This is a genomic window from Phenylobacterium sp. 58.2.17 (genome assembly GCF_026411515.1).
GTDB lineage: Bacteria > Pseudomonadota > Alphaproteobacteria > Caulobacterales > Caulobacteraceae > Phenylobacterium.
This window is the reverse complement of the sequence record NZ_JAPMTQ010000016.1, coordinates 14664-40206: the sequence shown is the minus strand read 5'-3', so window position 1 is coordinate 40206 and position 25543 is coordinate 14664. Positions and strand designations below refer to the sequence as shown.

29 protein-coding genes are annotated in these 25543 nt (G+C 67.3%); 11 read left to right on the top strand and 18 right to left on the bottom strand.

Annotation, left to right across the window (positions count from 1 at the left end; genetic code table 11):
• Positions 1-3 precede the first annotated feature (3 nt).
• Positions 4-237, top strand: a complete 234-nt coding sequence (locus OUA97_RS12500) for a hypothetical protein (RefSeq protein WP_267232228.1) — start codon at positions 4-6, stop codon at positions 235-237.
• The gene (locus OUA97_RS12495) at positions 224-634 is read left to right on the top strand and encodes a DUF1801 domain-containing protein (RefSeq protein ID WP_267232227.1); all 411 of its coding nucleotides are present in this window, start codon (positions 224-226) and stop codon (positions 632-634) included. The genes OUA97_RS12500 and OUA97_RS12495 overlap by 14 nt, the downstream gene beginning before the upstream one ends.
• A 1-nt stretch (position 635) precedes the next feature.
• On the opposite strand, the gene OUA97_RS12490 is transcribed toward OUA97_RS12495, so the two are convergent.
• Positions 636-995: a hypothetical protein gene (locus OUA97_RS12490; protein ID WP_267232226.1), complete on the bottom strand. Its 360-nt coding sequence runs from the start codon at positions 993-995 to the stop codon at positions 636-638.
• Positions 996-1149: 154 nt separating this feature from the next.
• Here OUA97_RS12490 and OUA97_RS12485 point away from each other — a divergent pair, with 154 nt between their 5' ends.
• Positions 1150-2172: a methyltransferase gene (locus OUA97_RS12485; protein ID WP_267232225.1), complete on the top strand. Its 1023-nt coding sequence runs from the start codon at positions 1150-1152 to the stop codon at positions 2170-2172.
• Between the two features lie 3 nt (positions 2173-2175).
• Here OUA97_RS12485 and OUA97_RS12480 read toward each other — a convergent pair whose 3' ends face one another.
• On the bottom strand, positions 2176-2628 hold the full coding sequence (locus tag OUA97_RS12480) for a GFA family protein (protein ID WP_267232224.1): 453 nt from the start codon (positions 2626-2628) through the stop codon (positions 2176-2178).
• Positions 2629-2762: 134 nt separating this feature from the next.
• On the opposite strand from OUA97_RS12480, the gene OUA97_RS12475 reads away from it, so the two are divergent.
• Positions 2763-3407: an FABP family protein gene (locus tag OUA97_RS12475; RefSeq protein WP_267232223.1), complete on the top strand. Its 645-nt coding sequence runs from the start codon at positions 2763-2765 to the stop codon at positions 3405-3407.
• A gap of 96 nt (positions 3408-3503) precedes the next feature.
• Complete coding sequence (locus OUA97_RS12470; protein ID WP_267232222.1) at positions 3504-4361, top strand: hypothetical protein; 858 nt, start codon at positions 3504-3506, stop codon at positions 4359-4361.
• Here OUA97_RS12470 and OUA97_RS12465 read toward each other — a convergent pair.
• Genes OUA97_RS12465 through OUA97_RS12455 form a run of 3 tightly spaced genes read right to left on the bottom strand, consistent with a single transcriptional unit; the run spans position 4358 to position 7939 of the window.
• Complete coding sequence (locus tag OUA97_RS12465) at positions 4358-5797, bottom strand: cryptochrome/photolyase family protein (protein WP_267232221.1); 1440 nt, start codon at positions 5795-5797, stop codon at positions 4358-4360. The two genes, OUA97_RS12470 and OUA97_RS12465, sit on opposite strands and share 4 nt — an antisense overlap.
• Positions 5798-5834: 37 nt before the next feature.
• Positions 5835-6572, bottom strand: a complete 738-nt coding sequence (gene hutC, locus OUA97_RS12460; RefSeq protein WP_267232220.1) for a histidine utilization repressor — start codon at positions 6570-6572, stop codon at positions 5835-5837.
• Positions 6569-7939 carry a formimidoylglutamate deiminase gene (locus OUA97_RS12455; protein WP_267232219.1) on the bottom strand — a complete coding sequence of 457 codons (1371 nt, stop codon included), beginning with the start codon at positions 7937-7939 and terminating at the stop codon, positions 6569-6571. Before OUA97_RS12455 ends, hutC begins: the two co-directional genes overlap by 4 nt.
• A gap of 65 nt (positions 7940-8004) precedes the next feature.
• Between OUA97_RS12455 and hutI the strand changes: the two genes are divergently transcribed.
• From hutI to OUA97_RS12430, 5 genes are read left to right on the top strand one after another with little or no spacing between them, the layout of a single operon-like run.
• Positions 8005-9210: an imidazolonepropionase gene (gene hutI / locus OUA97_RS12450; RefSeq protein ID WP_267232218.1), complete on the top strand. Its 1206-nt coding sequence runs from the start codon at positions 8005-8007 to the stop codon at positions 9208-9210.
• Positions 9207-10739 (top strand): histidine ammonia-lyase, encoded by a 1533-nt coding sequence (hutH, locus tag OUA97_RS12445; protein ID WP_416362428.1) that lies wholly within the window; start codon positions 9207-9209, stop codon positions 10737-10739. The genes hutI and hutH overlap by 4 nt, the downstream gene beginning before the upstream one ends.
• Entirely contained in the window at positions 10736-11548 is an 813-nt protein-coding gene (hutG, locus tag OUA97_RS12440; protein WP_267232216.1) for an N-formylglutamate deformylase, read from the top strand. The genes hutH and hutG overlap by 4 nt, the downstream gene beginning before the upstream one ends.
• Positions 11549-11555: 7 nt before the next feature.
• Positions 11556-13223, top strand: a complete 1668-nt coding sequence (gene hutU / locus OUA97_RS12435; protein ID WP_267232215.1) for a urocanate hydratase — start codon at positions 11556-11558, stop codon at positions 13221-13223.
• Complete coding sequence (locus OUA97_RS12430) at positions 13223-13768, top strand: HutD family protein (RefSeq protein ID WP_267232214.1); 546 nt, start codon at positions 13223-13225, stop codon at positions 13766-13768. Before hutU ends, OUA97_RS12430 begins: the two co-directional genes overlap by 1 nt.
• Here the strand turns inward: OUA97_RS12430 and OUA97_RS12425 are convergent.
• A complete protein-coding gene (locus tag OUA97_RS12425) occupies positions 13765-14208 on the bottom strand; it encodes an FKBP-type peptidyl-prolyl cis-trans isomerase (RefSeq protein ID WP_267232213.1) in 444 nt (147 codons plus the stop codon). The genes OUA97_RS12430 and OUA97_RS12425 overlap by 4 nt on opposite strands.
• 11 nt (positions 14209-14219) lie before the next feature.
• Entirely contained in the window at positions 14220-16097 is a 1878-nt protein-coding gene (locus OUA97_RS12420; protein WP_267232212.1) for a M1 family metallopeptidase, read from the bottom strand.
• A 174-nt stretch (positions 16098-16271) separates the two neighbouring features.
• On the opposite strand from OUA97_RS12420, the gene OUA97_RS12415 reads away from it, so the two are divergent.
• Positions 16272-16832 (top strand): DUF2239 family protein, encoded by a 561-nt coding sequence (locus OUA97_RS12415; protein ID WP_267232211.1) that lies wholly within the window; start codon positions 16272-16274, stop codon positions 16830-16832.
• Positions 16833-16854: 22 nt separating this feature from the next.
• Here the strand turns inward: OUA97_RS12415 and OUA97_RS12410 are convergent, their stop codons facing one another.
• Genes OUA97_RS12410 through OUA97_RS12360 form a run of 11 tightly spaced genes read right to left on the bottom strand, consistent with a single transcriptional unit; the run spans position 16855 to position 25485 of the window.
• Positions 16855-17223, bottom strand: a complete 369-nt coding sequence (locus OUA97_RS12410; RefSeq protein ID WP_267232210.1) for a hypothetical protein — start codon at positions 17221-17223, stop codon at positions 16855-16857.
• The gene (locus OUA97_RS12405; RefSeq protein ID WP_267232209.1) at positions 17220-17471 is read right to left on the bottom strand and encodes a hypothetical protein; all 252 of its coding nucleotides are present in this window, start codon (positions 17469-17471) and stop codon (positions 17220-17222) included. Before OUA97_RS12405 ends, OUA97_RS12410 begins: the two co-directional genes overlap by 4 nt.
• 1 nt (position 17472) lies before the next feature.
• Positions 17473-18402, bottom strand: coding sequence for a hypothetical protein (locus OUA97_RS12400; RefSeq protein WP_267232208.1), 930 nt, complete (start codon positions 18400-18402; stop codon positions 17473-17475).
• Positions 18403-18735 carry a hypothetical protein gene (locus tag OUA97_RS12395; RefSeq protein ID WP_267232207.1) on the bottom strand — a complete coding sequence of 111 codons (333 nt, stop codon included), beginning with the start codon at positions 18733-18735 and terminating at the stop codon, positions 18403-18405.
• Positions 18732-20753 carry a hypothetical protein gene (locus OUA97_RS12390; protein ID WP_267232206.1) on the bottom strand — a complete coding sequence of 674 codons (2022 nt, stop codon included), beginning with the start codon at positions 20751-20753 and terminating at the stop codon, positions 18732-18734. Before OUA97_RS12390 ends, OUA97_RS12395 begins: the two co-directional genes overlap by 4 nt.
• The gene (locus tag OUA97_RS12385; RefSeq protein WP_267232205.1) at positions 20753-21379 is read right to left on the bottom strand and encodes a hypothetical protein; all 627 of its coding nucleotides are present in this window, start codon (positions 21377-21379) and stop codon (positions 20753-20755) included. The genes OUA97_RS12390 and OUA97_RS12385 overlap by 1 nt, the downstream gene beginning before the upstream one ends.
• Positions 21376-22359 carry a hypothetical protein gene (locus OUA97_RS12380; protein WP_267232204.1) on the bottom strand — a complete coding sequence of 328 codons (984 nt, stop codon included), beginning with the start codon at positions 22357-22359 and terminating at the stop codon, positions 21376-21378. Before OUA97_RS12380 ends, OUA97_RS12385 begins: the two co-directional genes overlap by 4 nt.
• The gene (locus tag OUA97_RS12375) at positions 22359-22598 is read right to left on the bottom strand and encodes a hypothetical protein (RefSeq protein ID WP_267232203.1); all 240 of its coding nucleotides are present in this window, start codon (positions 22596-22598) and stop codon (positions 22359-22361) included. Before OUA97_RS12375 ends, OUA97_RS12380 begins: the two co-directional genes overlap by 1 nt.
• A 3-nt stretch (positions 22599-22601) precedes the next feature.
• The gene (locus OUA97_RS12370) at positions 22602-24413 is read right to left on the bottom strand and encodes a hypothetical protein (protein ID WP_267232202.1); all 1812 of its coding nucleotides are present in this window, start codon (positions 24411-24413) and stop codon (positions 22602-22604) included.
• 4 nt (positions 24414-24417) lie between these two features.
• Positions 24418-24843 (bottom strand): hypothetical protein, encoded by a 426-nt coding sequence (locus OUA97_RS12365; protein WP_267232201.1) that lies wholly within the window; start codon positions 24841-24843, stop codon positions 24418-24420.
• A 9-nt stretch (positions 24844-24852) separates the two neighbouring features.
• Positions 24853-25485, bottom strand: coding sequence for a hypothetical protein (locus OUA97_RS12360; RefSeq protein ID WP_267232200.1), 633 nt, complete (start codon positions 25483-25485; stop codon positions 24853-24855).
• Positions 25486-25543 lie beyond the last annotated feature (58 nt).

Here is a 25543-nt window from a genome sequence, read left to right as displayed (position 1 = left end):
CGAATGGACTGGAACAAGTGGATCCGCACGGTTCACCGCTGGGTGTCGGTCGCCTTCACGGCGGCGGTCATCCTCAACATCGTCGCCATGGTTCAGGGGTCGTCTGCAACCTGGGTCGGCTTCCTGGCGCTGGCTCCGCTGGCGCTGCTGCTGCCGACTGGGCTCTACCTCTTCCTGCTGCCCTATGTCGCCAAGCGGCGCAGGACGAGTCTGAGCGGTCGCCATGACCTCGCCTAAGCTGTTGGCCGGCGGAAACCCGCAGATCGGCAAGGGCGACGGCGACGGGCCGGTCCAGGCCTATATCGCCGCCATGCCCGGCTGGAAGAGCGAGCTCGGCCGGCGGCTGGACGCTTTGGTGATGGCGACCGTGCCGACCGCGCGGAAGGGCGTGCGGTGGAACTCGCCGTTCTATGGATCGGAGGCCGGCGGCTGGTTCGTCTCGTTCCATGTGCTGACCAAGTACGTGAAGGTCACCTTCTTCGACGGCCTCTCGCTGGTTCCGATCCCGCCGGGCGGCACGCCGAAAAGCGGCCAGGGGCGCTGGATAGACATCTATGAAGGCGACGAACTGGACGAGGCGCAGATGGCGGACTGGATCCGGCAGGCGGCGGCCCTGCCCGGCTGGACGCCTTAGATCAGGAACCGGGCAGGCTCGGCGCGCGCCATCCGCCCGGCGACGGGGCCGGCGTCTTGCGCGGCTCCCATGGATCGGTGACCCGGCCCCAGGCCTCGCGCCGCAGGATCGGCGAGTTGCGGATCATACTGTCGGGCGGCGTGATCCCGCGGCCGTGGCCGTCGGTCGTGCCCCATTTGCGCGGGTCGGTGGAGGTCGTCCGCGCGCCGCCTTCGCCGTCCGGACGCCGCTCGGTGACGTGCCCGTCCGGCTCCTTACAGCGCCAGCCCCCATCGAGGGTCCGCGAGCATTCCGATGAACCGGCGGCGGCCGATCCGCCCAGGACCAGCGTGGCGAAGGCTCCGATCAGATATGCACGCATGACGTACTCCCAACTGCAGCGCCAGCTTAACGCCCGCGCTTGAGCGGGGTCACCCCGAAATCGCGCTTCAGCGAACACGCTCGACGAACGTCGTTTGACAACGACTGCGGCCAGGCGGACCGTTCCCGCGGGGCGGAGCCGTCAGGAGGCTGGCATGGACGATGCGCGAGCGGTGACCCCCGAAGGGATCATGCAACTCGGCTGGGGATTCTGGGGCTCCAAGGCGCTGCTGAGCGCCGTCGAGCTGGGCGTGTTCACGCAGCTGGGCGGCGGTCCCAAATCGTTGGAGGAACTGACCAGGAGCCTGAAGCTGCACCCGCGCGCGGCGCGTGACTTCTTCGACGCGCTGGTGGCGCTCGGCGTGCTGAACCGGGATGCGGCCGGCGCCTACGCCAATACGGCGGAGACCGCGCTGTACCTGGATCGGGCCAAGCCCAGCTATGTCGGCGGCATCCTGGAAATGGCCAACAAGCGGCTCTACCGGTTCTGGGACGGGCTGACCGAGGCGCTGCAGACCGGCCTGCCGCAGAACGAGGCCAAGGACGGCGGCGAGGACCTGTTCGCAGTCATCTATTCCGACCCGGAGATCCTGGAGAGCTTCCTGCGCGGGATGACCGGGGTCAGCCTGCCGGCGGCGCACGCCATGGCGGCGCTGTTTCCGTGGACCGAGGTCAAGTCGTTCGTCGATGTCGGCTGCGCCCAAGGCGGGGCGACGGTGGCGATCGCCCGGGCGCATCCGCACCTGACGGGCGCCGGTTTCGACCTTCCGGTCGTGCAGCCCGTGTTCGACGCCTATGTGAAGGAAAACAGCCTGCAGGACCGCGTGCGCTTCGCCGCCGGGGACTTCTTCGCAGATCCCATGCCGACGGCCGACGTGATCATCATGGGCCACATCCTGCACGACTGGGACCTGGCCCAGAAGCGCGGCTTGCTGGCCAAGGCCTACGCCGCCTTGCCGGCTGGGGGGCGGCTGATCGTCTACGACGCGATCATCGACGACGCGCGACGGCAGAACGCGTTCGGACTGCTGATGAGCCTGAACATGCTGATCGAGACCAATGGCGGCTTCGACTACACCGGCGCCGACTGCATCGGCTGGATGAAAGAGGCCGGGTTCCGCGACGCCAAGGTGCAGCCGCTGGTCGGCCCGGACTCGATGGTGATCGGAACGAAATAGCCGTCAGTCCGCGCGGCCGGCGGCGAACGCCGCCATCATCGGCGCGTATGCCTCGGGCGGCGGGAAGCCCTCGAAACTCTCGACCGCCGGGGTGACCGCCCAGGGCAGTTTCTCGGCGGTCATGGTCTCCATGAACGGCTCAAGGCCGCTGGGGTCATCCAGCAAGGTCGTGCGGACGTTGACCAAATGCGGCGCGTCGTCGGGCCGCGTGAACATCCAGCTCTTGCAGTGTGGGCAGAAGAAATGCCGTGTCGCGCCGTGCAGGCCGCCAAGGACCGGCTCACCCCGTGTCACCTCGAACCCGGCGCTGCGTGTCAGGACGCTCAGCGAGAAGGCGCTGGCGGTCATCTTCTGACAGCCGGTGCAGTGGCAGGCCATTGTGATCAGCGGCGGGGCGGAGACCTTGAACCGCACCTGGCAGCAGCGGCAACCGCCCTCGCGCATGAATTCGCCCATCATCGCCCTCCGCCCCAGCCGATCGATCCCGTCTTATGCCAGCTCTTAGGGACCGCTCCAATGCAGCTGAGCTTGACCGTCGCGTGCGGGGCTTGGCATTGGCAGGGCAGCAACACAGACGCGAGGAGGCGCCCGTGAACCCGTTCCCCGACGACATCTTCACCGAGCCGGCGGACGTGGACCCGGACGGCCTGGCGAACCTGGGCCCTCTGCGGCGACTGGCTGGAACCTGGGAGGGCCGTAAGGGTCTCGACGTGAACCCCAAGGCCGATGGCCCCGAGCGGCGCGAATACATCGAGCGGATCGTCATGCGGCCGATCGATCCGCAAGCCAACGGACCGCAGCTGTTCTACGGACTGCGCTATCACGTCCGCATCATCGCCGTGGGCGAAGAGACGACGTTCCACGACCAGGTCGGCTACTGGCTCTACGAGCCCGCGACCGGCCTGATCCTGCAGTCGCTGGCGATCCCGCGCGGCCAGACGGCGCTCGCCGGCGGCGCAGCCACCAAGACTGGCATCGTCGTCAAGGCGACCCGCGGCGACACCCAGCACGGCATCAGCTCGACGGCGTTCCTCGAGCATGCGTTCCGGACGGACAGCTATCAGCTGGAGATCACCTTCAACGACGATGGGAGCTGGAGCTACGTCTCCGACACCATGCTGGCGGTGCGCGGCCAGGAGGGTCTGTTCCAGCATCGCGACCGCAACACGCTGACCAGGGTCGCCGAGCCAATGGAAAATCCGCTGATACGGCGGGAGAGCGGCCTGGATCTCTGATCCGTCGATTAGACGAGCCAACAGCGGCTTTGGGCGAAGCCGACAGGCCGGCGGCAGGCGCATGGGGCAGGTGTCGGGCGTTCGAAGGAGCCCGACATGCACCGCCTGCTGACCGCTCTCGCCGCACTATGCATGACTGGATTGTGGCTGACCGGCGCGGCCGCCCACGCCCAGACCCCGGCCAGCGACAAGTACGCGCCGCCGCATCTGCTCAAGTACTGGCGCAGCCATGGTCCAGGATCGACCTTGGGGACCAGCAGCTCGGAATCCGCGCCCGGCGTCTATCCGGCCACACCGGCGATGTTCGTGCACGGCGTCTATGGCGGCAAGCTGCCGGCGCCCCAGGCCGATCTGCTGCGCCGACGGCTGGAGGTCGTCTTCAAGGCGTTGATGAGCCAACCGTCGCTGGCCGATATCCATGGGGCCAGCCTCAGCGTCGCGATCAACATCAGCCGCGCGCCCACCGAGGAGGAAGGCGTGCTGCCGGTCACCGCCAACCTGACCTTCAACGCCAAGCGCATCCTCAAGGATGATCCCAAGACCATCGAGAAGAACGGCCGATACGTGACGCCCTGGCTGGAGGGGGCCGTGCTGGAGGTCGCGCTCAATCCCTACGACTTCATGGCCCGACGCAACGTAGTGGTTGCGGGGCCTCCGCACGGCCGCGTGCAGCCGCTGAGCGCGGGCACGACCATGGCGCTGCTCGTCACCGATCGGACACCGCCAGCCGAGTTTGACCCCAGAGCCCTGGCCCGCGAACTGGCCCACGACTCGTCCTGGCTCGGGGGGCCCGGCCAACGGCCGCTTCTGGTCCGCGTCTCAGGCGCGCGTCACGAGAACCTGGCGGTATGGGATGCGAAGGCCTCGGCCACCGATCCGCTCGCCCGCCTGATCGCGGCGGTCTACATGACCGATTGGGAGCAAGTGCACCGGGACGTCGCGGCGGTCCGCTAGGCCCGCGCCAAGGCATAGGCCGCAAGAGCTCGCTCGCGCGCGATCGCATGATCGACGATCGGCGCCGGATAGGTGACGCCGAGCCGAACCCCGGCGTCTGCGAGCTCGAGCGGCCGAGCCGTCCAGGGCGCGTGCAGCAGCTTGTCCGGCAGGGCCGCGAGTTCCGGAACCCAGCGGCGAACATAGGCGCCGTCGGGATCGAACTTCTGTCCCTGGGTCACCGGATTGAAGACTCGAAAATACGGCGCGGCGTCGGCCCCCGACCCAGCCACCCACTGCCAACTGGCGGAGTTGTTGGCGAGATCGGCGTCGACCAAGGTGTCCCAGAACCAGTCTTGCCCCTCACGCCAGTCGATCAGCAGATCCTTGATCAGGAACGAAGCGACGATCATCCGCACGCGGTTGTGCATCCAGCCGGTAGCCCAAAGCTGGCGCATGCCGGCGTCGACAATCGGATAGCCGGTCAAGCCGCGACGCCAAGCCTCCAGGCCCTTGGAATCCTGGATCCAGGGAAAGGCCGCGAACTCCGGCCGCAACGGTTGCTCCGGCAGGGCCGGAGCGTGAAAGAGCAGGTGGTGAGAAAACTCGCGCCAGGCGATCTCGGAAAGAAAGACCTCGACGCCGGAGGGCGTCAGGTCGCCGGTCTCGGCGAACGCGGCGGCGGTCAGGGCGCGCCAAACCTGGCGCGGGCCGATCTCGCCGAAGTGCAGGTGCGGCGACAACCGCGAGGTCCCTTCCCGCCCCGGCAGGTTGCGAGCCTCGCCATAGGCGAGGCTGGCGCGACCGGCGAAGGCGTCGAGCCGTTCCTGCCCGCCGGATTCGCCCGGAGTCCAAGTCTCGCGCAGGCCGCCCGCCCAATCGGGGCGCGACGGCGTAAGGCCCCAGTCGCCGAGCGCCTCGCCGGCAGGCCAGACCTGCGGCGCCGGGATATGCCGAGGAGCCTCGCTCGGCGCCGGAAGGTCGAGGCCGGCGCGCAGCGCCCGCCAGAACGGCGTGAACACGCGATAGGGCTCGCCCTTGCCGTTCACCACCTCCCACGGCTCGCGCAACAGGCCGGCGTTGAAGCTGCGCGCAGTAATCCCGCGCCCCTTGAGGGCGGCCTTTAGGCCCTCGTCGCGCGAGACGGCCCAGGGCTCATAGCGCCGGTTCCAAACTACCTTCCGGGCGCCGACTTCGCCCGCGACGCGATCAAGCTCGCGTTCGGCCGGGCCACGTCGCAGAATCAGGTGAGAGCCGCGCTTCGCCAGGTCGGCGGCCAGCGTCCGCAGCGAGTGGTGCAACCACCACCGCGAAGCCCCGCCGGCCCGCCAACGACCGGCGTCCTCGTCATCAAGAATGAACAGCGGCACGATCGGACCGCCGTGTGCAAGCGCCGCGGCAAGGGCGGGATTGTCGCTCAGGCGCAGGTCGCTGCGAAACCAAAGGAGGGTCGTCACGACTCCGATTTCGCGCGCGCGGGCCCCCTTTGCAAGCCTAGCTGCGTGAGGGGCCGAAACGGGCGACTAAGTCATAGCTCTCGCCCGGAAACAGCTGCCGCACCCGCGTCACCCCGACCCCTGCCCGCCACGTGCGGCGCTCGACCGCCAGGCAGGCCGTTCGCGGCGGCACGGCCAGCAGCCGTGCGGCTTCGGCATCGGCGGCCAGCGCCGAGATGCGGTTCTCGGCCTCGGTCCACGGAATGTGCTCCAGAAGCCAGGCCCCGGGCGAGATCTCCGCGAAGTCGACCCGGGCCGCTTCGGGCGCCGCGCGCAGGCTGATCAGGCGATCCTCAAGCGAAAACGGCCGGGCGTCAGCAAAGTGAACCCCTCGCAAGACGAGCAGCGTGCGTCCGCCGGCCAATTCGGCTTCGTCCGGACCGTCGGCGGCGCGCTGGACGCAGGTGATCAGCTCGAAGCGATAGACCTGACCGCGCCCTTCGATTTCGGCGCGCAGGTCCGGGATATCGAGCACGGCGGAGTGCACGCGTGGCCGGGCGACGAAGGATCCGGCTCGCCGGCGACGCTCGATCAATCCGGCCTCCGCCAAGGCCGATATCGCCTTGCTCACCGTCATGCGCGAACAGCCGTACTGTTCCGTGAGCTCGTGCTCGAAGGGTATCCGGTCGCCGGGGCCCAATTCACCCGAGAGAATCTTGGCCTCGATGTCGGTGCGGATCCGCTGATGCAGGGCGGCCGGGGCTTCGGCCTCGGCGACGGGAGCGGGCTTGTTCACGCGAGCACATACTCCAGGGCCTGACGATAACGCGCGGCGATCTCCACACGCCGATGGTGTCGCCCATTAGTGACGAGCTTCGCCCCGCCCCGCCAGACACCGTCGACCATATCCCGGCGGCCGGCGAATACGAGGCTGTCGAGGATCGCATCGTCCGCGCGAGCGACGAGCGTCGGGTGAGTCGGGTCGAGACTGACGAAATCCGCAGCCGCCCCCATGGCGAGCACGGCGGCGGGACGTCCCAGCGCCTGCGCACCACCGGCGACGGCGTCCCGATAGAGGTCGGCTCCCGTGGAACGTCCTGCGTCGCGGGCGAGCACGTTGCGTGTCCGGCGCGCTAGCCGCTGGCCGTACTCCAGGAGACGCAGTTCTTCGGGCGCATCTATCATGACATTGGAGTCGGATCCGATCCCGAAGCGGCCGCCGGCCTCCGCGTACTCGACCGCCGGAAAAAGACCATCGCCGAGGTTGGCTTCGGTGATGGGACAGAGCCCCGCGACGGCCCCGCTCCGCGCCAGCGCCCCAGTCTCCGCCGGCGTCATGTGCGTAGCGTGAACCAGGCACCAATTGGGGCCTACGGGGGCGTTTGCAAGCAACCACTCGACCGGCCGCGCGCCTGACCAGGCCTGGCAGTCGTCGACCTCCTTGGTCTGCTCGGCGATGTGGATGTGCATTGGCAGATCGCCGGCCAATCCGACCAGCGCCGTAAGTTCCTCTCGCGTCACGGCGCGCAGGCTATGCGGCGCTAGGCCGACCACCGCACCGGGCAGCGGCGCGACCGCGGCGCGACTCTCGTCCAGCAAGCGAGCGAAGCCGTCCAGATCGTTGATGAATCGGGCTTGTCCGGCGGTGGGCGACGCTCCGCCGAAACCTGAGTGCGCGTAAAACACCGGCAACAGGGTCAGTCCGATTCCCGCATCGGCCGCAGCCGCGGCGATCGCGACCGCCATCTCGGCCGGGTTGGCGAACCGCACCCCGCCCTGGTCGTGGTGGAGGTAGTGAAACTCTCCGACCCGCGTAAAGCCGGTCTCCAGCATCTCGACATAGGCCTGCGCGGCGATCGCGTGCAGGTCCTCGGGCCGCAGTCTCCCCGTGAACCGATACATCACCTCGCGCCAGGTCCAGAAACTGTCCGCCGAGGGGCCGCGCGCTTCCGCCAGGCCCGCCATGCCGCGCTGAAACGCGTGACTATGCAGGTTCGGCAGACCTGGCAGCGCCGGACCATACGCATCCTCGCCCGCGGCGCGCGCGACGTCCGTCTCAACGCGAGCGATGACGCCGTCGCTCAAGGTCAAACGGACATTCCGCGCCCAACCGGCTTCAAGCAACGCGCTTTCGAACCAGATCGTTTGAGAGTGATCAGCCACTGGACAAGCCTCCTCGCCTGGACATATGTCTATACATATTAGCGACGACGGGGAAGGAGGCGAACATGCGATGCGACCGGCTCTGGACCAACGCCCGGCTGGCGACTCTGGCGCCCGAGCATCCGAAAATCGGCGAAATCGAACGCGGCGCCATCGCCTCGCGGGACGGCCGCATTCTGTACGCCGGCCCGGCAGCACAGGCCCCCACCTTCGCTCCGGCCGAAACCATCGACTGCGAAGGCCGCTGGATCACGCCAGGACTGATCGATCCGCACACGCACCTCGTCTTCGGCGGCGACCGCGCGCGGGAATTCGAAATGCGGCTCGCCGGCGCCTCGTACGAGGAGATTGCGCGGGCCGGCGGCGGCATCGTCTCGACCATGCGGGCGACCCGCGCGGCCGACGAAGACGACCTGGTGGCGGCAGCGCTGCCGCGGCTCGACGCGCTGATCGCCGAAGGCGCGACCACAGTCGAGATCAAGTCCGGCTATGGTTTGTCGCTGGAACATGAAATCAAGTGCCTGCGCGCGGCCCGCCGCCTGGCCTCGGAACGCCCGGTGCGCATCGTCACCACCTTCCTCGGCGCGCACGCCCTGCCACCCGAATGGACCGGAGATCCCGACGGTTACATCACCGAGGTCTGCGGGCGCATGCTTCCCGTCATCGCAGCGGAAGGCCTGGCCGACGCAGTGGACGCGTTCTGCGAAGGCATTGGATTTACGCCGGCCCAGACCCGCCGCGTCTTTGAAGCAGCGCAGGCGCATGGCCTGCCCGTGAAGCTGCACGCCGAGCAGCTTTCCAACCAACACGGGGCCGCCCTGGCGGCGAACTTCAGCGCCCTGTCCGCCGATCATCTGGAACATCTCGACATGGATGGGGTCGCCGCCATGGCTCGCGCCGGCGTCGTCGCGACCCTGCTCCCTGGCGCCTTCTATTTCGTCCGTGAGACGCGCTTGCCGCCGATCGACGCCCTCCGCGGCGCGGGCGTGCCGATCGCCCTGGCGACCGACTGCAACCCGGGCACCTCGCCGCTGACCTCACTGCTGTTGACCATGAACATGGCCGCGACGCTGTTTCGCCTCACCGTCGACGAGTGCCTGGCGGGCGTGACCCGCGACGCCGCGCGCGCCCTCGGGTTGGGCCGCGCAACCGGAACGCTGGAAGCCGGCAAGACCTGCGATCTCGCCATCTGGGACATCGAGCGCCCAGCCGAACTTGTCTATCGCATGGGGTTCAACCCGCTCCATGCGCGCGTGTGGAGCGGAAAATGAACTGTGTTGTGTTGCGCCCGGGCGAAGTGAGCCTGGCCGAATGGCGCGCGATCTATCGGGGCGCGGACGTCCGGCTAGATCCGACCTCAGGCGCGGCGATCGAGCAAAGCGCCGCCGCAGTCGAGCGCATCCTTGCAAAGGGCGAGCCCGTCTACGGCATCAATACCGGGTTCGGAAAACTCGCCAGCGTCCGCATTGAAGCTGCCGATCTCGAGACCTTGCAGCGCAATATCGTGCTGTCGCACGCCGCTGGCGTCGGCTCCCCCTCCCCCATCGCGGTCATCCGGTTGATGCTCGCCTTGAAGCTCGCGAGCCTCGCCCAAGGCGCCTCGGGCGTTCGTCCAGCCACCACGGCGTTGCTGGAAGCGATGTTGGCGAAGGATCTGACGCCGGTCGTGCCGGCGCAAGGATCTGTCGGCGCGTCCGGCGACCTGGCGCCGCTGGCCCACATGGCCGCCACCATGATCGGGGTCGGGGAGATTTTCGTGGCTGGCGTACGCCGCCCCGCGCACGAGGCGCTTGCCGAAGCGGGCCTCGCACCGCTCGTCCTCGGCCCGAAGGAAGGCTTGGCGTTGCTGAACGGAACCCAGTTCTCGACGGCCAACGCGCTCGCTGGGCTCTTCGAGACCGAACGGCTGTTCCAGACCGGGCTTATCACCGGTGCCCTTTCGACCGAGGCCGCGAAGGGGTCGGACACGCCATTCGACCACCGCATCCACGCCTTGCGTCGCCACGACGGACAAATCCAGACGGCCCACGCGCTGCGATCGCTCATGGCCGGCTCGGCGATCCGCGCCTCCCATCTGAAGGATGACGAGCGGGTGCAGGACCCCTATTGCCTGCGCTGCCAACCCCAGGTCATGGGAGCCGCGCTCGACGTCCTGCGTCAAGCGGCTGCGACCCTCGCGACCGAAGCCAACGGCGTCTCGGACAATCCGCTGATCTTCGCCGATACAGACGAGGCCCTGTCGGGCGGCAACTTCCACGCCGAGCCAGTGGCCTTCGCCGCCGACATGATCGCTCTGGCGATCTGCGAGATCGGCTCGCTCGCCGAGCGGCGCATCGCCATGCTCGTCGATCCTGCGCTATCCGGCCTTCCCGCGTTCCTCACGCCGAAACCCGGTTTGAACTCAGGCTTCATGATCCCGCAGGTCACCGCGGCGGCGTTGGTGTCAGAAAACAAGCAGAAGGCCTATCCGGCCAGCGTCGACTCCATCCCGACCTCCGCCAACCAGGAAGATCACGTCTCGATGGCTGCGCACGGAGCCAGGCGGTTGTTGGACATGGTGGAGAACGTCGTCGGCGTGTTGGGAATCGAATTGCTTGCGGGAGCGCAGGGCTGCGATTTCCACGCCCCTCTGGCGTCGAGCATCGCACTGGAAGCGGTCCGTGCGGGCTTGCGGGCCCAGGTGCCGCATCTCGACGACGACCGCCACTTCCATCCGGATATGCAAGCGGCCAACGAACTCGTGCGCTCGGGCGGCGCCATCGCCGCCGCGGGTGCAGTCAGCCTGCCCGGAGTCGGTTGATGGACTGGCTGGAGGTACGGCGCGGAGATGCGCCGCTGATCGTCAGCTTCCCGCATACGGGGACTGACCTGCCGCGTGACGTCGAGGCCCAGCTGGCCTCTCCCTGGCTGGCGCGCAAGGACGCCGACTGGTGGATCCATCGCCTCTACAGCTTCGCGGCGGACCTCGGCGCCACCACCGTCCGCACGACGATCAGCAGGAGCGTCATCGACGTCAATCGCGACCCGTCAGGCGCCTCGCTCTACCCCGGCCAGGCGACTACGGAGCTGTGTCCGACGACGACATTCGACGGCGAACCGCTCTACGCGGGCGCGACGCCTGACGAGGCTGAAATCGCACGTCGGCGATCGGTCTATTTCGAGCCGTACCACGCGGCTCTGGCGGCCGAGATCGCCAGGCTGCGAAAGCAGCATGCCAAAGTAGTCCTCTACGAAGCCCACTCCATCCGCTCGCGGATTCCGCGACTGTTCGATGGTGAGCTGCCGCACTTCAACCTCGGCACCAATTCCGGCGCGAGTTGCTCGCCCGAGCTCACCGCGAGCGTCGAGGCGGCGTGCGATGCCAGCACCTTCAGCCGCGTCACCAACGGCCGGTTCAAGGGCGGCTGGACCACCCGCCACTATGGTCGACCAGACGAGGGCGTCCACGCCATCCAGATGGAGCTCGCCTGCCGCGGCTACATGGACGATCCGGCCGATCCGCCAACGCCTGGCGCCTGGCCCACGCCCTACTACGACACCCAGGCCGCGCCCTTGCGCGCGGTGCTCACGAACGTGCTGAAGGCGTCTGTCGCTTTCGCCCAAGCCTGAGAATTACATGACCCGTATCGACAAGACCCGCGTGATCCGCCCGGCCACGGGGACCGAACTCTCGGCCAAAAGCTGGCTCACCGAAGCGCCGTTGCGGATGCTTATGAACAATCTTCACCCCGACGTCGCCGAACGTCCGGAGGAGCTGGTGGTCTATGGCGGGATCGGACGTGCCGCGCGTGACTGGGAAAGCTACGACAAGATCGTCGAGACCCTCCGCCGCCTCGAGGACGACCAGACGCTGCTAGTCCAGAGCGGCAAGCCGGTCGGCGTGTTCCGGACCCACGCTGACGCGCCGCGCGTGCTGATCGCCAACTCGAATCTGGTCCCGCGCTGGGCCACCTGGGACCATTTCAACGAGCTCGATCGCAAGGGCTTGGCCATGTACGGCCAGATGACCGCCGGTTCCTGGATCTACATCGGCGCCCAGGGCATCGTGCAAGGAACCTACGAGACCTTCGTGGAGATGGGTCGCCAGCATTATGACGGCGACCTGTCGGGCCGCTGGCTGCTGACGGCAGGGCTGGGGGGAATGGGTGGGGCCCAACCGCTCGCCGCGGTGATGGCGGGAGCATCATGCCTGGCCATCGAATGCCAACCGTCCAGCATCGATATGCGGCTTCGGACCGGCTATCTCGACCGCTCGACCGAGAATGTCGACGAGGCCCTGGCCTGGATCGAGCAGTCCTGCCGCGACAAGACGCCGATCTCAGTCGGCCTGCTCGGCAACGCCGCCGAGTTGCTGCCTGAGCTCTTCAAGCGCGGCGTGCGTCCCGACCTTCTGACCGACCAGACCTCGGCTCACGATCCGGTCAACGGCTACCTGCCCAGGGGTTGGAGCCTTGAGCGCTGGTACGCCATGCGCGACCAGGATCCCAAGCAGGTGGAAGAAGCCGCTCGGGCCTCCATGGCCGAGCACGTCCAGGCGATGCTCGACTTTCAGGCCGCCGGCGTTCCCACCGTCGACTACGGCAACAACATTCGGCAGATGGCCAAGGAGGAAGGCGTCGCCAATGCGTTCGACTTTCCGGGCTTCGTGCCCGCCTACATTCGCCCGCTGTTCTGCCGAGGCATCGGCCCGTTCCGCTGGGCGGCGCTGTCGGGGGACCCGGCGGACATCTACAAGACCGACGCCAAGGTGAAGGAGCTGATCCCAGACAACCCGCACCTGCACAACTGGCTCGACATGGCCGGTGAGAAGATCAAGTTCCAGGGTCTGCCCGCCCGCATCTGCTGGGTCGGGCTCGGCGATCGCCACCGCCTGGGCCTCGCCTTCAACGAAATGGTCGCAAAAGGCGAACTGAAAGCTCCGGTCGTAATTGGACGCGATCATCTGGATTCCGGCTCGGTCGCCTCCCCCAATCGGGAGACCGAGGCGATGCGCGACGGCTCTGACGCCGTGTCCGACTGGCCGCTGCTCAACGCCCTGCTGAACACCGCGTCCGGCGCCACTTGGGTTTCGCTACATCACGGCGGCGGCGTCGGGATGGGCTTCTCCCAGCACTCTGGCATGGTCATCGTCTGCGACGGCACCGAGGCGGCCGCCAAGCGGATCGAGCGCGTGCTTTGGAACGATCCGGCCAGCGGCGTGATGCGGCACGCGGACGCCGGCTACGACATCGCGCTCGATGTCGCTCGCAGCAAGGGGCTCGATCTGCCGGGTATCCTGGGCTGATGCACATCCTGCGCGCCACGGATCGCACGTCGACGCCGTGGAAGAACGGCGGCGGCCTCACCTGGGAGGTTGCCGCCTGGCCGCCTGGTGCATCTCTCGACGATTTCGAGTGGCGCGCCAGCATTGCCGAAGTCTCATCCAGCGGTCCGTTCTCGGCCTTTTCGCATATCGACCGAGTGCTCACCGTGCTCGCTGGACCGGGCCTTGAACTGAACTTCGAGGGACGAGGGCCGATCAGGCTAGACGCCTCATCACCACCCTTCGCTTTCGCGGGCGACACACGCTGCGACGCCGTCCTGATCGGCGGCGCCGTACGAGACTTCAACATGATGGCGCGCCGGGGGCAGTGGTCCGTCCAGGTTCAAAGACGCCAAGGTGCGACGACGCTGCATACGCGCGCCGACCTCACGCTCATCCTCGCCTGCTCGCCGGCCAGGATCGACGCTGTCGATCTTCAGCCGGAGGACGTCGTTCTGGTCGAGGGGACCGGCGAATCGACCCTCGCCGAGGGCTCGGTTCTGGTGGCGGAACTGACCCGCGCCTAGTCGACGACCTCGACGAGCTCGATCCGAAACTCCAGCGGCGTGTTCGGAGGAATGATTTCCTTGCCGGCCGGTCCGTAAGCGTACTCGGGCGGAATGTAGATCACCCACTCGTCGCCCGGCCGCATCAACGGCAATACGGTCACCCAGCCCGGGATCAACTTACCGAGCGGGAACGTCACCGCACCATCTGGATCGTTCTTCGATGAATCGAAGACACGGCCGTCCAGGAACTTGCCCTCGTAGCGCACCTTGATGGTCGAAGAGCGCTTGGGATGGGCCCCGGTCTCGGGGCCGGACTTCAGGACCTTGTACTGGATGCCCGGAATGGTCTTGACGCCCGGCGCCTGGGCGTTGCGCGCAAAGAACTCCGTGTTTGCATCCTGAGCCGCCGCGGGGCCTGCCAATGCCAGGGCGAGGGCAACGCCCGCCAACTTTTTCATCCGCCGCTCCATCAGCCGCCGGTCACGAGACGTTCGAGACTCAAGACCACCGTCGGATGATACGTCGGTTTCGCCTTCTCGAAGATGCGCGCAGCGATCGGACGCCCCCAGTCGCCTTGCTTCATCAGCCCCGCGTACAGCGGCCGAAGAAACAGGCCGCGCCCGACCGTAGTCAGGAATTCCTCGAGCGCCGGCAAGGCCGGCTCGTATTGGTTGGCGATCGCTAGTTCCAGCCAAGCCGATCGAAGATAGCTGTTCGACGAGTTCGAGAGCTTGAACGTCCCATCCAGATCATCGAGTTGGGCCGTCGAAAGCTTTCGCGGCAGGCTGTTCAGGAACCTCAGCCACTCCTGGGTGGTCCAGGCGGAGGTGGTCAGTTGCGAAGCGGGCATGCCACGGTTGAACGCGGCGACCTGCTCGTCGACGCGCGCAAGAGCCTCGGACTTCACATGCACCGCATTGTCAGGAAGGCCGGCGGCATAGGCCCAGCGGTCGAGCTGCAGCTTCGCCTCAAGCGCCTTGTCGCCCTTGATCAGGTTGGCGCGAAGATCGCTCAGGAAGCCGGCCGTCGTCTGGGGCTGAAACGCGTGCCGGTCAAAATAAGACGTGAGATAGGCGTCCCACCGTTCGCGCCCCACGGTCTTCTCGATCGTCCGCAGGAAGGTCGCGCCCTTGAAGTAGGCCAATTGTCCCCCGACGTCGCCGTAGAGCTTAGTGGCCTCGGCGGCCGACCCGCCGGCCTCGGCGATGTCCGCCTGCATGCCGTCCCAATCGAGATCGGCCTCCATCTCCGCCCGCGGCGCGCCGTACTGCGCCTCCATGATGCGGTTCTCGAAATAGGTCGTGAAGCCCTCGTTCAGCCAACCGTCGGGCCAAGTCGCGTTCGTTACCAAGTTGCCGGACCAGCTATGCGCAAGTTCATGCGCGACAAGGCCGACATTGGCCCGGTCACCAGTGATGAAGGTGGGCGTCAGGAAAGTCAGCGTCGGGTTCTCCATCCCGCCGAACGGAAATGACGGCGGCAGTACGAGAACGTCATAGCGGCCCCAGCGATAGGGACCGTAGAGCCCCTCGGCTGTCGTCACCATTTGCTCGGTGTCCACCAACTCGGCCGCCGCGCGATCCATCATCGACGGTTCTGTGTAGACCCCGGTGCGGGGACCAAGCTCACGGAAGGTCAAATCGCCCACGGCCAGCGCGATAAGGTACGGCGGCACCGAATTGTCCATTCGGAAGCGGAAGGCATGCTTGCCCTCGCCCGCCGGCTCTCCGTTCGGCGTCAGCCGCTCTCCGCTCATCACAGCGACCAAATCGCTCGGCACAACGATGCGGGCCGTCCAGGTCTGGCGGATTCCCGGGCTGTCCTGCGTTGGGATCCAGCTGCGGTTGTTGATGTCCTGCCCTTGGCTGAACAGGTACGGCTTGGCCTTCCCTGCGGTCAGCGACGGCGGAAGCCACTGCAAGGCCCGCGCGCCGGGGCTCGAGGCGTAGTGAACGACGATGCGCTTGGTCCCGTTCAGCCGCACTGTCAGCGGCGCCCCAAGGTCTGCGTCGGCGGAGCCGAGCTTCCACGGCAAGTCTCGCCCGCCGCCGTCCGTCACCTTGGTGACCGTCAATCCCAGCGTATCGAGCACGATGTCCTGCGCTCCGGGAGCGGCCAGCACATCCATGGCCGCCTGACCGCTCACGGTCTTCGTCGCGAAGTCGGCCGCCAGGTCCAGGTCGACGTGCGTCACCCGCGCAATGAGCGGCCGAGCATAGGAGCGAACGTCTTTGGCGTCAGGCGTCGACAGCACAGGCGCCACTGAGGGCGCTGCGAAAGCGCTCGTCCCAACGCCGACCGCCGACAACGCCGACGCCAACAGAATGGCTCGCAGGAAAATGCGCATGCTGAAACGCCCCCAGGACAGCTTCCAGCCCGTCGATGGGCCGAGTCATCACCATCCTAGTGGCTGGAGAGGGCAAATCTTGCCTTTGTGATGGACCTTCGCGCATCAGCCGAGCTTGCCGCTGCATCGGATCAATTTTATGCCCGGATGATATTTCGCGGAGAGACGCCATCTATGGCCGACATGCACACTGCCTTTGCTGGCGACAGAAAAATCGCCAGCGGCCCGTTAGCTGTCGTCGCGCCGGCAGTGAAGGCCGCGATCGACGCCGGCGAATCCCATGTACTCGTCTTCGACGACAAGTCCGGTCGGCAGGTCGACCTCGATCTTCGGGGAACCATGGAAGACGTGCTCGCCCGCCTGACCTCGCCGACGGGCGAGCCGCCGCGGTCTCCGGGAAGGGGAAGGCCGAAGCTCGGCGTAACGGCCCGCGAAGTCACCCTGTTGCCATCGCATTGGGAGTGGCTAGCAACTCAACCAGGAGGAGCGTCAGCGGCCCTACGCCGACTGGTCGACCAGGCGCGCAGGTCCGGCGGCGATGACCAGCGCCAAGCCCAGGAGGCGGCGCACCGCATCATGTTCGCCCTGGCTGGCGACTTCTCCGACTTTGAGGAGGCCACGCGGGCCTTCTACGCCGGAGACCGGGATCAGTTTCTCGCCCTCAGCGAGAACTGGCCCGTCGATCCTCGCGACTACGTGCGGGTCCTGGCCGAGCGCGCCTTTTCCACCCGCTAACGTCGGTGGATCGGCCGAGCGTTCACTTCAGTCCGCCAGCTCGCAGACCAAGACCGGCCGCAAACGCCGCCAAGCCAGCCGCGAACCAAGGTCCGCTCCGCGCTAGCCAGGTCCAGAACGCCGCCACCCCCTCAACTCGGTCGCGCTGCGCCTCGAGCACGTCAATCCGTCCAAGGGCGCCGCGGAGCTCCACGCGCAGCGCATCCACTAGTTTGCCGGCTTCCTGAGCCTCAAGTCGCGCCAGCCGCTCTCGAACGTCGTCGACCTTGGTGGTGAGCCCCTCCAACCGCTTGGTCTGCGCCGCAACGTTGTCGCCGATCTGCTGCAAGGTCAAAATTTGCGCCTGATGCAGCGTTTCCACGAAACCGCCGCCATTGCTCGCTTCGGTCACGATTGCCACCGCCGCCGCTTGCCGCCGCCAATCCCTCCCACTCCGCCGCCGCGCGAGGGCGGAAGAGACGCAGGCGGCAGGAAGTCACCCGCCTCGTGCGCCGCGCCCCTCCACTCAGGCGTCGCCAGCGTCCTACCGATGTTCTGCAGGTGATCGGCGCGGGTGAGGCCGTCCGCCAGCGGGGTGTTGAGGTATTTGTCAGTGTTCGAGATCGCCGCCTTGAGGGTGGATCCCAGCTTAAAGACCATGTCAGCTGCCTCCTGCCGAGAGCTTCGGGCCAAGAGACGCAACTGAACTCGCGATACTGGCGACCTGCCCGAGCATGTCGAGAAGGCTCGGGCTCTCGGTCGTCTTGGTGTTCGAGGTGCCTGTCGACGTCGAATTTTGCCCCTGGAAGAGCTGCAGCGGCAGCCCGGAGAACATGTCGATCTGGGTGCCGAGTTGGGTGATCGGCGCATTTCGCATCGCCTGATCCACGCCCCTCAATTGCGCGCCCAGCAACGACTGAGCCGCCACGTTGGCCCGCAGTGAATTGTCTCGTTCGAGCGCCAGCTGCCCACGCATGTGGCGATCCTGGATCGCGTTCTGGGCGTTTGCGAGCGACGCCTGCTGGCGACGTTCCGCATCCTGGCTCGCCAGGCCCGCGCTGGTCGTGAACATATCCTTGAGCAGATTGGCGCTGACCGAGCTGCGCCCCTGATTGAGCTGGCGCTCAGTCATGCTGCGTGTCAGCGCTGATCCTGAACCGTTGAACGCGCTGCTCCCCGCCAGTTCAAGGTCCTGCGTCGCACGGGTGGCCTCAGCGCCGGCGTCGTAGTCCGCCAAAGCTGCATCGACAACCTGGCTACGATACGGATTCTGATATGCGCCAAGGTTGTCGAGCAGACTGGCGGCCCCGACGGTCGGGGTCGGCTGCGACAAGAGGTTGGCGAACCACTCATCCCCCGCCACCGGCTGGGCTCCCCCACCGACGCCGGCCCCCAACCGGGCAGCGCCCGCGCTCGCTTGCCGTTCAAGCTCCGATACCGGCGCCACCAGCGAGTAGGGGTCCATCCCTCCCAGGCGTTGGATGCCGGTATTCAGGCTTTGCGCCGTATGAGCGACCCACTCGGGATTGGTCGGTGTGCTCGACGACGTACTGCTCGTACTCGTCTGACTGGTCGATTTTCTCTTACCCATTCAAAGCGTCCTTTTGAGCTCGCGCCCCGCAAGGCGGTAGCCGTGTCGGCGCAGCACACGGATCCACCCGGGCCGCCCGTCGATCGTGATGTGTGAACAGCCCTGGCCCCGCGCCCAGGCCTCAAGCCCCGGCCGCAGGCCTAGGATGTCAACCAGGCTTCCGCCCGCCAGCCAGATGTGCAGGCAGCGATCGCTCCCTTGCCCAACGAGTTCAGTGACGAGCGCCGAGCGCTCTGCGAGCCAAAGCTGTGCACGGCCCGAGGCGAGTTCGGCGATCAGTTCGTCGACGGTTGCATCGACCAGCGCTGGCCGAAGCCAATCCAAGTAGGTCAACGGTCGCCGGCCGCTGCCAGATCGACAGCGATCTGCCCGAACCGCGCGAAGGCCGGGACCGACGCGCCTTCGAACTTCAGTTTGAACAGCCGCCCGCTGGCCCGCACATCGACCTTGTCCTCGCCGGCAGCCACCGGGTACGGCCCCTTGGTCGTCTCGTCGCCCTGCGGCTTGAAGCGGCTGGTGATCGAGATGTTGATCGGGCCGACTTGGCTTTTGAGGTCCGGCCAGAGGCCCAGCACGAGAGCGGTCTGTTCCTCGTTGAGGTACTGGTCGGCCGTCTCGATGGACCACGACAGCGCCGAGCCGTCCGCCGACTGACCGCGCTCATGCCAGTAGACGTTGCCAGCCGCCGTCACGCCGATGGGGTCCTGCGACGGCCCAGCGTCCGCCATCGCGGTGCGCGGCATGCGCCCGCGGTGCCAGCCCTGCCCGACCAGCGAGAGCGCCACGTAGCGGCTGTTCTCGGTCCCGTCGCGCTCGTCTGGGTAGTCCCAACGCACCTCGGAAAAGCGCGAGTTCGATGCGGCGGTGATCTTGTCGGCCTGGCCGGGCGTGATGTTGCCGAACAGGTCGTCGCGGATCGCGCAGGGTATCGGCTCGACGCCGCCGCCGAGCCCATAGCGATAGAACTGGCCGTCGACACCCAGCCAGTAGGCGGCCTGGCCCACCACCACGGCGGCGTTCGGCCCGATGAGGCCGCAGTTGGTCGCCACCCGGTCGAAGCGCCAGGGCGTCGCCAGCGCGCCGATGAACGTGCCTTGGAACAAACTATGGTTGGTCCAGACGAGAAGGCTGGAGCCGGCCACCCGGCCGGCGACGATCCGGCCGCCGCCGGGCAACACATACTCTCGCGCCGTCGTGCCCGCTGCGGTATGCCACTCGCTGTTGTTGCGCACCGACGAGTGGCGGATACACAGGGGGTCGAAGGCGTTCGACGCCTCCTGATTGCAGCCAAGCGCGAACACCATGTCCTGCGGCGCCACCAGCATGTGAGTGACCTTGGCCGGCGCGTTGGTCAGCGGCGCGGCCTTGTCGGCGGTCACGTTGGCCCAGGCGTAGATCGTCCCGCCGCGAGGGTTGGCGAGGAGTTGCTGTCCCCAGGCGGCCAGCGCCCAGGTCCGCGGGAAGTAGTCCGACGTCGAAGGCTCCGAATAGCCGCCGACGCTGTAGGCGCCGGTGCCATAACCGGCCCCGCCGGTGCCGTCGATCGACCCGGCCGCAAACGCGTCCTGCGGCCCGAAGGTCATCCCGATCCCGCCTGTCGCCGGAACCGCCACCGCGACCGACGCGCCGCCGCCCGTGGCCGTGCTGGTCGCGCCGGAGGTGAAGTTGAACCTGTAGCTGTTGGCGTCGATCCGGGTGGCGACGAAAGTCCCGTTCGGGGTGATGCCGCCGAGCGCCGAGGCGCCTGAGACCGTGATGCTGGTCCCGGTGCTGATGTTGTGGCCGGTCTCGGTCACCGTGACGGTCGGCGATCCGCTGGTCACGCTGAGCGGGTTCGAGCCGAGGGTCTTGGAAAGCTGCGCGTTCGAACCGGCCGTGATCGTGAAGGTGTTCGCGTCGGCGACGGTGACCGTGTAGGCGCCGGCCGGCGCCAGCCGCCCAACGCCGATCCCGCCCGACACCACGACGCTGTCGCCCGTCGTCAGACCATGCGCGGTCTTCACCACAGTGATCGTCGGCGAGCCGTTCGTGACGGTCGCGCCGGCGTCCAGCAGCGCAAACGCCGGCTTCGCCAGGGCCGGGGTGATGTCATAGAGGCTGCCGCCAAGCCAGACCTGCAACGCCGAGTGCGTACCGAACGCAATGTTCAACGTCGGCAGGCTGTCGGTCCACTGGAACACCGTGCGGCAGACGCCGGCGAGCAGGCTCGCCGTCAGGCTCTCCCAACCGCCGATCACCTGCGGGAAGTCGCGGTCGAAGCGCACATTGTTGCAGTCGGCCCAGCGGCCGACCGCCGCATACGCCGTGTCGTCGCCGTTCAGGCCCGGCGGGATTTTGAGGGGGACCCGCATCAGGCCAACAACTCGTGAACGGCCGCATAGCCGGTCCCAGGGCCAAAGCCCGTCGTCACGTTTATCCCCGCACCATCAGGATAGTTCGACAGTGTCGTCATGCTGTACGTCGCCTGACGAAAGGACGTCGGCCCTTGCGCTGCGCCATCTTGCCATGGCGGGCTGTGAAGCTCAGCGCTTCCGTTTATCCCGAGCGTGAAGCCGACTAGGCCGACTGTCTGCAACGACTTGTCGAAACCCATCATCGTGAAGCCCCCCACTGTGGGGGAGGATGGCGCCGCACCTGAACCCGACGTGCGCTGAGCCGAAACCTTGGTCGGACCGCGCCAGACCAACACGGTGACCGGTGCATCCGCGTTCAGGACCAGCGGCACCGTAAGGTCGGCCAACTCAAGCTGCTTCCACGAGACCTTCACCTGTCCGTTGTTGGTCGTGAAAGTGCTCCAGCCCCCACCCGATCCGCCGCTCATCGTGCGCGATGCGATAAAGCAAATGACACTGAGGTCGCCCACTCTCGCTGCCGCCGGGATCGGTACGCCCGACGAGAACTCGTTGTGGCCTGCCGAACCGACAAACGCAGCAAAAGGCGTCGATGCCATCAAGGCGCCCGCGCGTGCGACGCTCACGAGACGTTCCTCGCGAAGGCCTTGACCACCCCGTTCGTTCCGCCGTTGACGGTGGCAATCGTCAGCCAGTGGGTCCCGTTGCCAAGCAAAGAGAGGAAGTCGACGCCGTTCTCGAAGTCGACCCATGACGGGAACGACGGGACGGCGCCGGATGAAATAGCGAGCACCAACACGAGGAACTGAGCCTTGCCCGCCTGAAGACCCGAGATCGTGAAAGCGGTGTTAGTGCTGATCGATTTCGTCTGAAAATCGTTGAGGCTGAAGTCGAGGTTGGCGGCTGCGACGGTGCTCACGTCCGCGGAGCTTCCGCCCGAAGTGTGGAGGCTAGCGACGTCGGCACCGCCAGGAGCGCCAACCCGCCCTGTAAAAGTGGGACTGCTGATCGGGGCTGCGCCGGCGACGTCGGAGACGTTGATGGGCGCCCAGGACGCCACCGTTCCGTCTGAGCGGACGTATTGCCCGACCGTGCTCGCCCCCTGCCCTGGCAAGCTCACCTCGTTGAATGCGAGGGCGTCCGCATAGGCCTTGGTCGCCGCGTCCGTCCCGTTCACCGGCGCCCCCAGGCCGGTCAGCTTGACGCCGCCCATGTCCGTCGCCTGCACGCGGCGGACGTTGGCCGCATCGCACACGACAGTGACCACCTCGCCAGGCTTGATCGTCGCCGTCGCGCCGCCGCCGGTCGTCACCACCACGTCGCCCGATGCGGCGTTACGCGCGGTATAAAGCTTCTCGACCGCCGGAATGGTAATCGTGCCGCCAGTGCCGCTGATGACGTCCAGGATCGCGCTGCGAGCCTCGTCGTCGGCGCCGTTGGCCGTGGTCAGCATCTTGGGGCCCGAGAGCGTGAAGGCGACGCGCTTGCTGACCGCGTCCTCCAGCAGCTGGAAGACACCGCCGTTGAGCACGGTCCCCCAGGTGTTCAGGCTATCGCCCGGCGCCTGGTAGTTTAGCCGCAGGCGGGTCGAATAGGTCGAAGGCATCAGATCGGCGCTCCAGTATCCTGCCTGATCCAGGCAGAGCCGTTCGAGACGGCCAGAATGTCGAGGTCGGTGACCCGCAGGACCCCGTTCGGCCAGTTGGCCGCCGGCGGTACGTCCGCCTTGGCGCAGGCGAACACCGCCGCCGGCGCTTGCGGGGTCATTAGGGCTGCGATGGCGTTGGCGAGCGCCTGGTAGAACGGCCGCGGGTCGGATTTCAGATCGACGGGTGCGATCAGCATGGGTCAGCTCCAGATCTCGGCGAGGTCGTCCAGCGGCGACCAGGTTTCGCCTTTGCCCCGCTTCGGGACCCAGGCCTCACCGCTCATCGGGATCGGCCGCCAGGCCTGAGCGCCGCTGTAGCGCAGCGCCGGCCCGCTCCCAGCCGCGGTGACGATCGCAGCCGCCGGGCGTAGGACGTGGACCCAGCCCCAGGCCGCCCGCCCGCCCGAGAGCGCGAACACTCCCGGCGCGGCGGACGGCCGCCGAATCCAGCGCAAGCCGGCGGCCAGCCGCGACCAGACGAAGCCTTCCGGCGCGGCCCGCAGCTTGCGGCCGACCCGCAGCCCCGCGGTTCGGCCGGTGACGGCGAAAGCCGCCGCCGCCGCGGTCATAGTACGCCCGGCGATGGTCCGGGTCAGGGAAGCCGCCACGCCGCTCAGCGTGAACGTCCCCGCCCCGCCCGCCGCCAGCCTCACCCCCCGCCTGAGGCCCGCCGGACGCCCGGCCAAGCCGTAACCGCGGGTGTCGGCGCGAACCTTGAACCCGCGTCCGATGGCGTTGTTGAAGCCGGCAAGGGTGAAACTGCGTGCAGCGACAGGCAGCTTTCGGGTGGCGTGGGTCGCCGCGACCCTGCCCGTCTGAGTGAAGGCGCCGCTCCCCGGGGTCAGGGTCTGGCCGGAGCCGCCCAGGTCGAGCGCGATGAACGCCGACGAGGCCATCAGCGCGACCGTATCACCATCCTGGCTAGCGTTGAGGTTCAAGCAGATCTTACGCGCGCCGGCGACGTAGGATCGGACACCCGCAAATGACGAGGCTTGAGCGCGATCGTTGTTGGTCGAGTAGCTGCGCATGGCGGCCGAGGCCGCATCGCTGTCGTCGTTCGCGTCGTCGAGGACCGAGGTGACTAGCCGGGTCGCCGAGGTCAGGTTGTTCGCGTACCAGCTGCCGAGCAGCAGATGCGGGTTCGCCGAGACGGTCGGCGTGATGCTCAAGGTCTCGGTCGGCGTCGCGCCGCCGGTGACCGTGGTCGTGGTCGCCTGCCGCGCCGGGTACGCAGCGTCGAAATCCGCCAGCTTCAGGATCAGCAGCCGGTTCTGCGCGAAGCCGACCTCGAAGGAGTTCTGGTTGCTGCGCCCCTGCCAGGTCACCGTGCGGCTGACCCCGCCGGTCGCTTCGGCATAGACCCGCTGCTTGTTCAGCGGAAAGAGGTTCTTCTGACCGGCGGTGATGTCGGCGTGACCCGCCGCGGCGATCTCGGTGTTACCCTCGGCCGTGCCGTCCCAGACAAACTTCCCATAGGCCGACGTCGTCGTGGCGTAGTTGTCGGTCATCGAGTGGGCGAGGACGAGATAATCGCCGACCGCTGGAGAGAACGACGTCGAGAGCACGTCAGCCCAGTTGGTCGTGCCGCCCGCGGTGACCGCTTGGCGCGCGGTGCTCTCGACGTAGACGTCGCCCGCCCCCATCCGCAGCACGGTCAGGCGGCGGTTGCGGCAGATAATGTTGTTGCCGTTGGTCTCGGCCTTGACTTCAAGGTCGATGGCCAGCGCCGCGCCGGTCCCGGTGACCTTGAAGAACCCGGCGTAAGCCCCCCATTCCGAGGTCAGGCGGTTCTCGACGTTGAACGCGGCGACCGCGGTTCCGTCCACCGTCACCTGAGCCTGCGCGTCGGAGCTGGTGTTGCTCTGGTTGGTGAGTTCGAGGTTCCAGAAGACGATGTAGTCGCCGCCAGTCGCCAGCGTCGGCGACAGCGTACACGCCGAGCCCCACGTGACGTTCGACGTGAACGTGGTCTCGCTGAGAACTTCGGCGGCGTAGTGCTCGCGCGCGGCCATGGGCCTAGGCCAGTGTCAGGACGCCGTTGGTCGCGTCGAAGTCCACGGTCAGGGTCTCGGTGTCGGCCAGGGTGATCGACGAGCCGTAGTCGTACCAGCCGATCAGCGGGTCCGCCGGCGAGGTCGGGGTGTCGTTGTAGAGCACGGCGTAGCGAAACGGCCCGACCGCGCCGCCGGCCGCCGTGAACACCACGTCGGCGAGGGTCAGCTTGTAGGTCCCGGCGCTCTCGGCCGACCCGGCCTGCGTCGCCTGGGTCCCACCGGCCGCATAGCCGTTGCCGGCCGAGATCTCGGTCAGGTCGGCCTTCACCGCATTAGTCGCTAGCGGCGTGGTGTTGGTCAGCAGCACCTTGAGGGTGTCGCTTTCGAGGTTGTGGACCTTCTCGGCCAGATGCTCCACGAACTTGTTGAATTTGTTGAAGGCGGCCATGGGTCCTCGTTAGTCGATCAGGGTTGCCTGGGCGGTCGGATCATGTAGTTCGCGGTCGGTGCGCAGCGGGCCGACCAGCGTGCGCCGCCCCTGCCGGAGCTCTTCCAGCGCCGTGCGATACTTCGTCTCGAACATGGCGGTCAGAGTCGCGTCGCGCAGGAACGGCGCGGCCTCCTTGAGGCTCCCGAACAGGTAGAGATCGGGATGGGCGACCAACAGCCAGTTGGTCGGCCTCGTGTCGCCCAGGGCCGGTACCCGCACGTAGTAGGTAAGCGTCGCCGTGTACTCACGGTCCGGCGCCGGGTGGTATCGAAGCTCAGCGCCGACCAGACTCCAGAAGCGGGGCCGTCCGACCGCCGCCGCGGCGGCGTCCAGCAGTTCCAAGGGCGCCGGCGTCAGCGGCCAGCGCTCGCCGCCGTTACTGAGAATGAGGCTGCGCACCTCCAGCAAATCGTTTGGTGCCGCCGACAGCGGATCGCTGACGATCGCGCTCGCCCGCCTGGTCATCTCGCGCTCTCGCAGCGCTCGGTCGATCTGGCTTTCCGCCAACCGGATGAAGTCCGGAATGCGGGGCGCTAGGTCGGCTCGCTCGAGCCAGTCGGCGATCGCCGACTTCAGCTCGTCATAGGTCGATAGGGTCATGTCGGATGTGCTCGCGCTCGCCGCTCGGCCAGGCCTCGACGGGCGGGCGAACGCCCGC

Bases quoted from the DNA above. Each gene is read 5' to 3' on its own strand.
- OUA97_RS12365 (WP_267232201.1), bottom strand. From the start codon at position 24,843: ATGGCCGCCTTCAACAAATTCAACAAGTTCGTGGAGCATCTGGCCGAG.
- OUA97_RS12415 (WP_267232211.1), top strand. From the start codon at position 16,272: ATGGCCGACATGCACACTGCCTTTGCTGGCGACAGAAAAATCGCCAGC.
- OUA97_RS12470 (WP_267232222.1), top strand. From the start codon at position 3,504: ATGCACCGCCTGCTGACCGCTCTCGCCGCACTATGCATGACTGGATTG.
- hutH (WP_416362428.1), top strand. From the start codon at position 9,207: ATGAACTGTGTTGTGTTGCGCCCGGGCGAAGTGAGCCTGGCCGAATGG.
- OUA97_RS12425 (WP_267232213.1), bottom strand. From the start codon at position 14,208: ATGAAAAAGTTGGCGGGCGTTGCCCTCGCCCTGGCATTGGCAGGCCCC.
- hutU (WP_267232215.1), top strand. From the start codon at position 11,556: ATGACCCGTATCGACAAGACCCGCGTGATCCGCCCGGCCACGGGGACC.
- hutI (WP_267232218.1), top strand. From the start codon at position 8,005: ATGCGATGCGACCGGCTCTGGACCAACGCCCGGCTGGCGACTCTGGCG.
- OUA97_RS12375 (WP_267232203.1), bottom strand. From the start codon at position 22,598: ATGCTGATCGCACCCGTCGATCTGAAATCCGACCCGCGGCCGTTCTAC.
- OUA97_RS12405 (WP_267232209.1), bottom strand. From the start codon at position 17,471: ATGGTCTTTAAGCTGGGATCCACCCTCAAGGCGGCGATCTCGAACACT.
- OUA97_RS12390 (WP_267232206.1), bottom strand. From the start codon at position 20,753: ATGCGGGTCCCCCTCAAAATCCCGCCGGGCCTGAACGGCGACGACACG.
- OUA97_RS12485 (WP_267232225.1), top strand. From the start codon at position 1,150: ATGGACGATGCGCGAGCGGTGACCCCCGAAGGGATCATGCAACTCGGC.
- OUA97_RS12500 (WP_267232228.1), top strand. From the start codon at position 4: ATGGACTGGAACAAGTGGATCCGCACGGTTCACCGCTGGGTGTCGGTC.
- OUA97_RS12400 (WP_267232208.1), bottom strand. From the start codon at position 18,402: ATGGGTAAGAGAAAATCGACCAGTCAGACGAGTACGAGCAGTACGTCG.
- OUA97_RS12480 (WP_267232224.1), bottom strand. From the start codon at position 2,628: ATGGGCGAATTCATGCGCGAGGGCGGTTGCCGCTGCTGCCAGGTGCGG.
- OUA97_RS12360 (WP_267232200.1), bottom strand. From the start codon at position 25,485: ATGACCCTATCGACCTATGACGAGCTGAAGTCGGCGATCGCCGACTGG.
- OUA97_RS12490 (WP_267232226.1), bottom strand. From the start codon at position 995: ATGCGTGCATATCTGATCGGAGCCTTCGCCACGCTGGTCCTGGGCGGA.
- OUA97_RS12495 (WP_267232227.1), top strand. From the start codon at position 224: ATGACCTCGCCTAAGCTGTTGGCCGGCGGAAACCCGCAGATCGGCAAG.
- OUA97_RS12370 (WP_267232202.1), bottom strand. From the start codon at position 24,413: ATGGCCGCGCGCGAGCACTACGCCGCCGAAGTTCTCAGCGAGACCACG.
- OUA97_RS12380 (WP_267232204.1), bottom strand. From the start codon at position 22,359: ATGCCTTCGACCTATTCGACCCGCCTGCGGCTAAACTACCAGGCGCCG.
- OUA97_RS12420 (WP_267232212.1), bottom strand. From the start codon at position 16,097: ATGCGCATTTTCCTGCGAGCCATTCTGTTGGCGTCGGCGTTGTCGGCG.
- OUA97_RS12430 (WP_267232214.1), top strand. From the start codon at position 13,223: ATGCACATCCTGCGCGCCACGGATCGCACGTCGACGCCGTGGAAGAAC.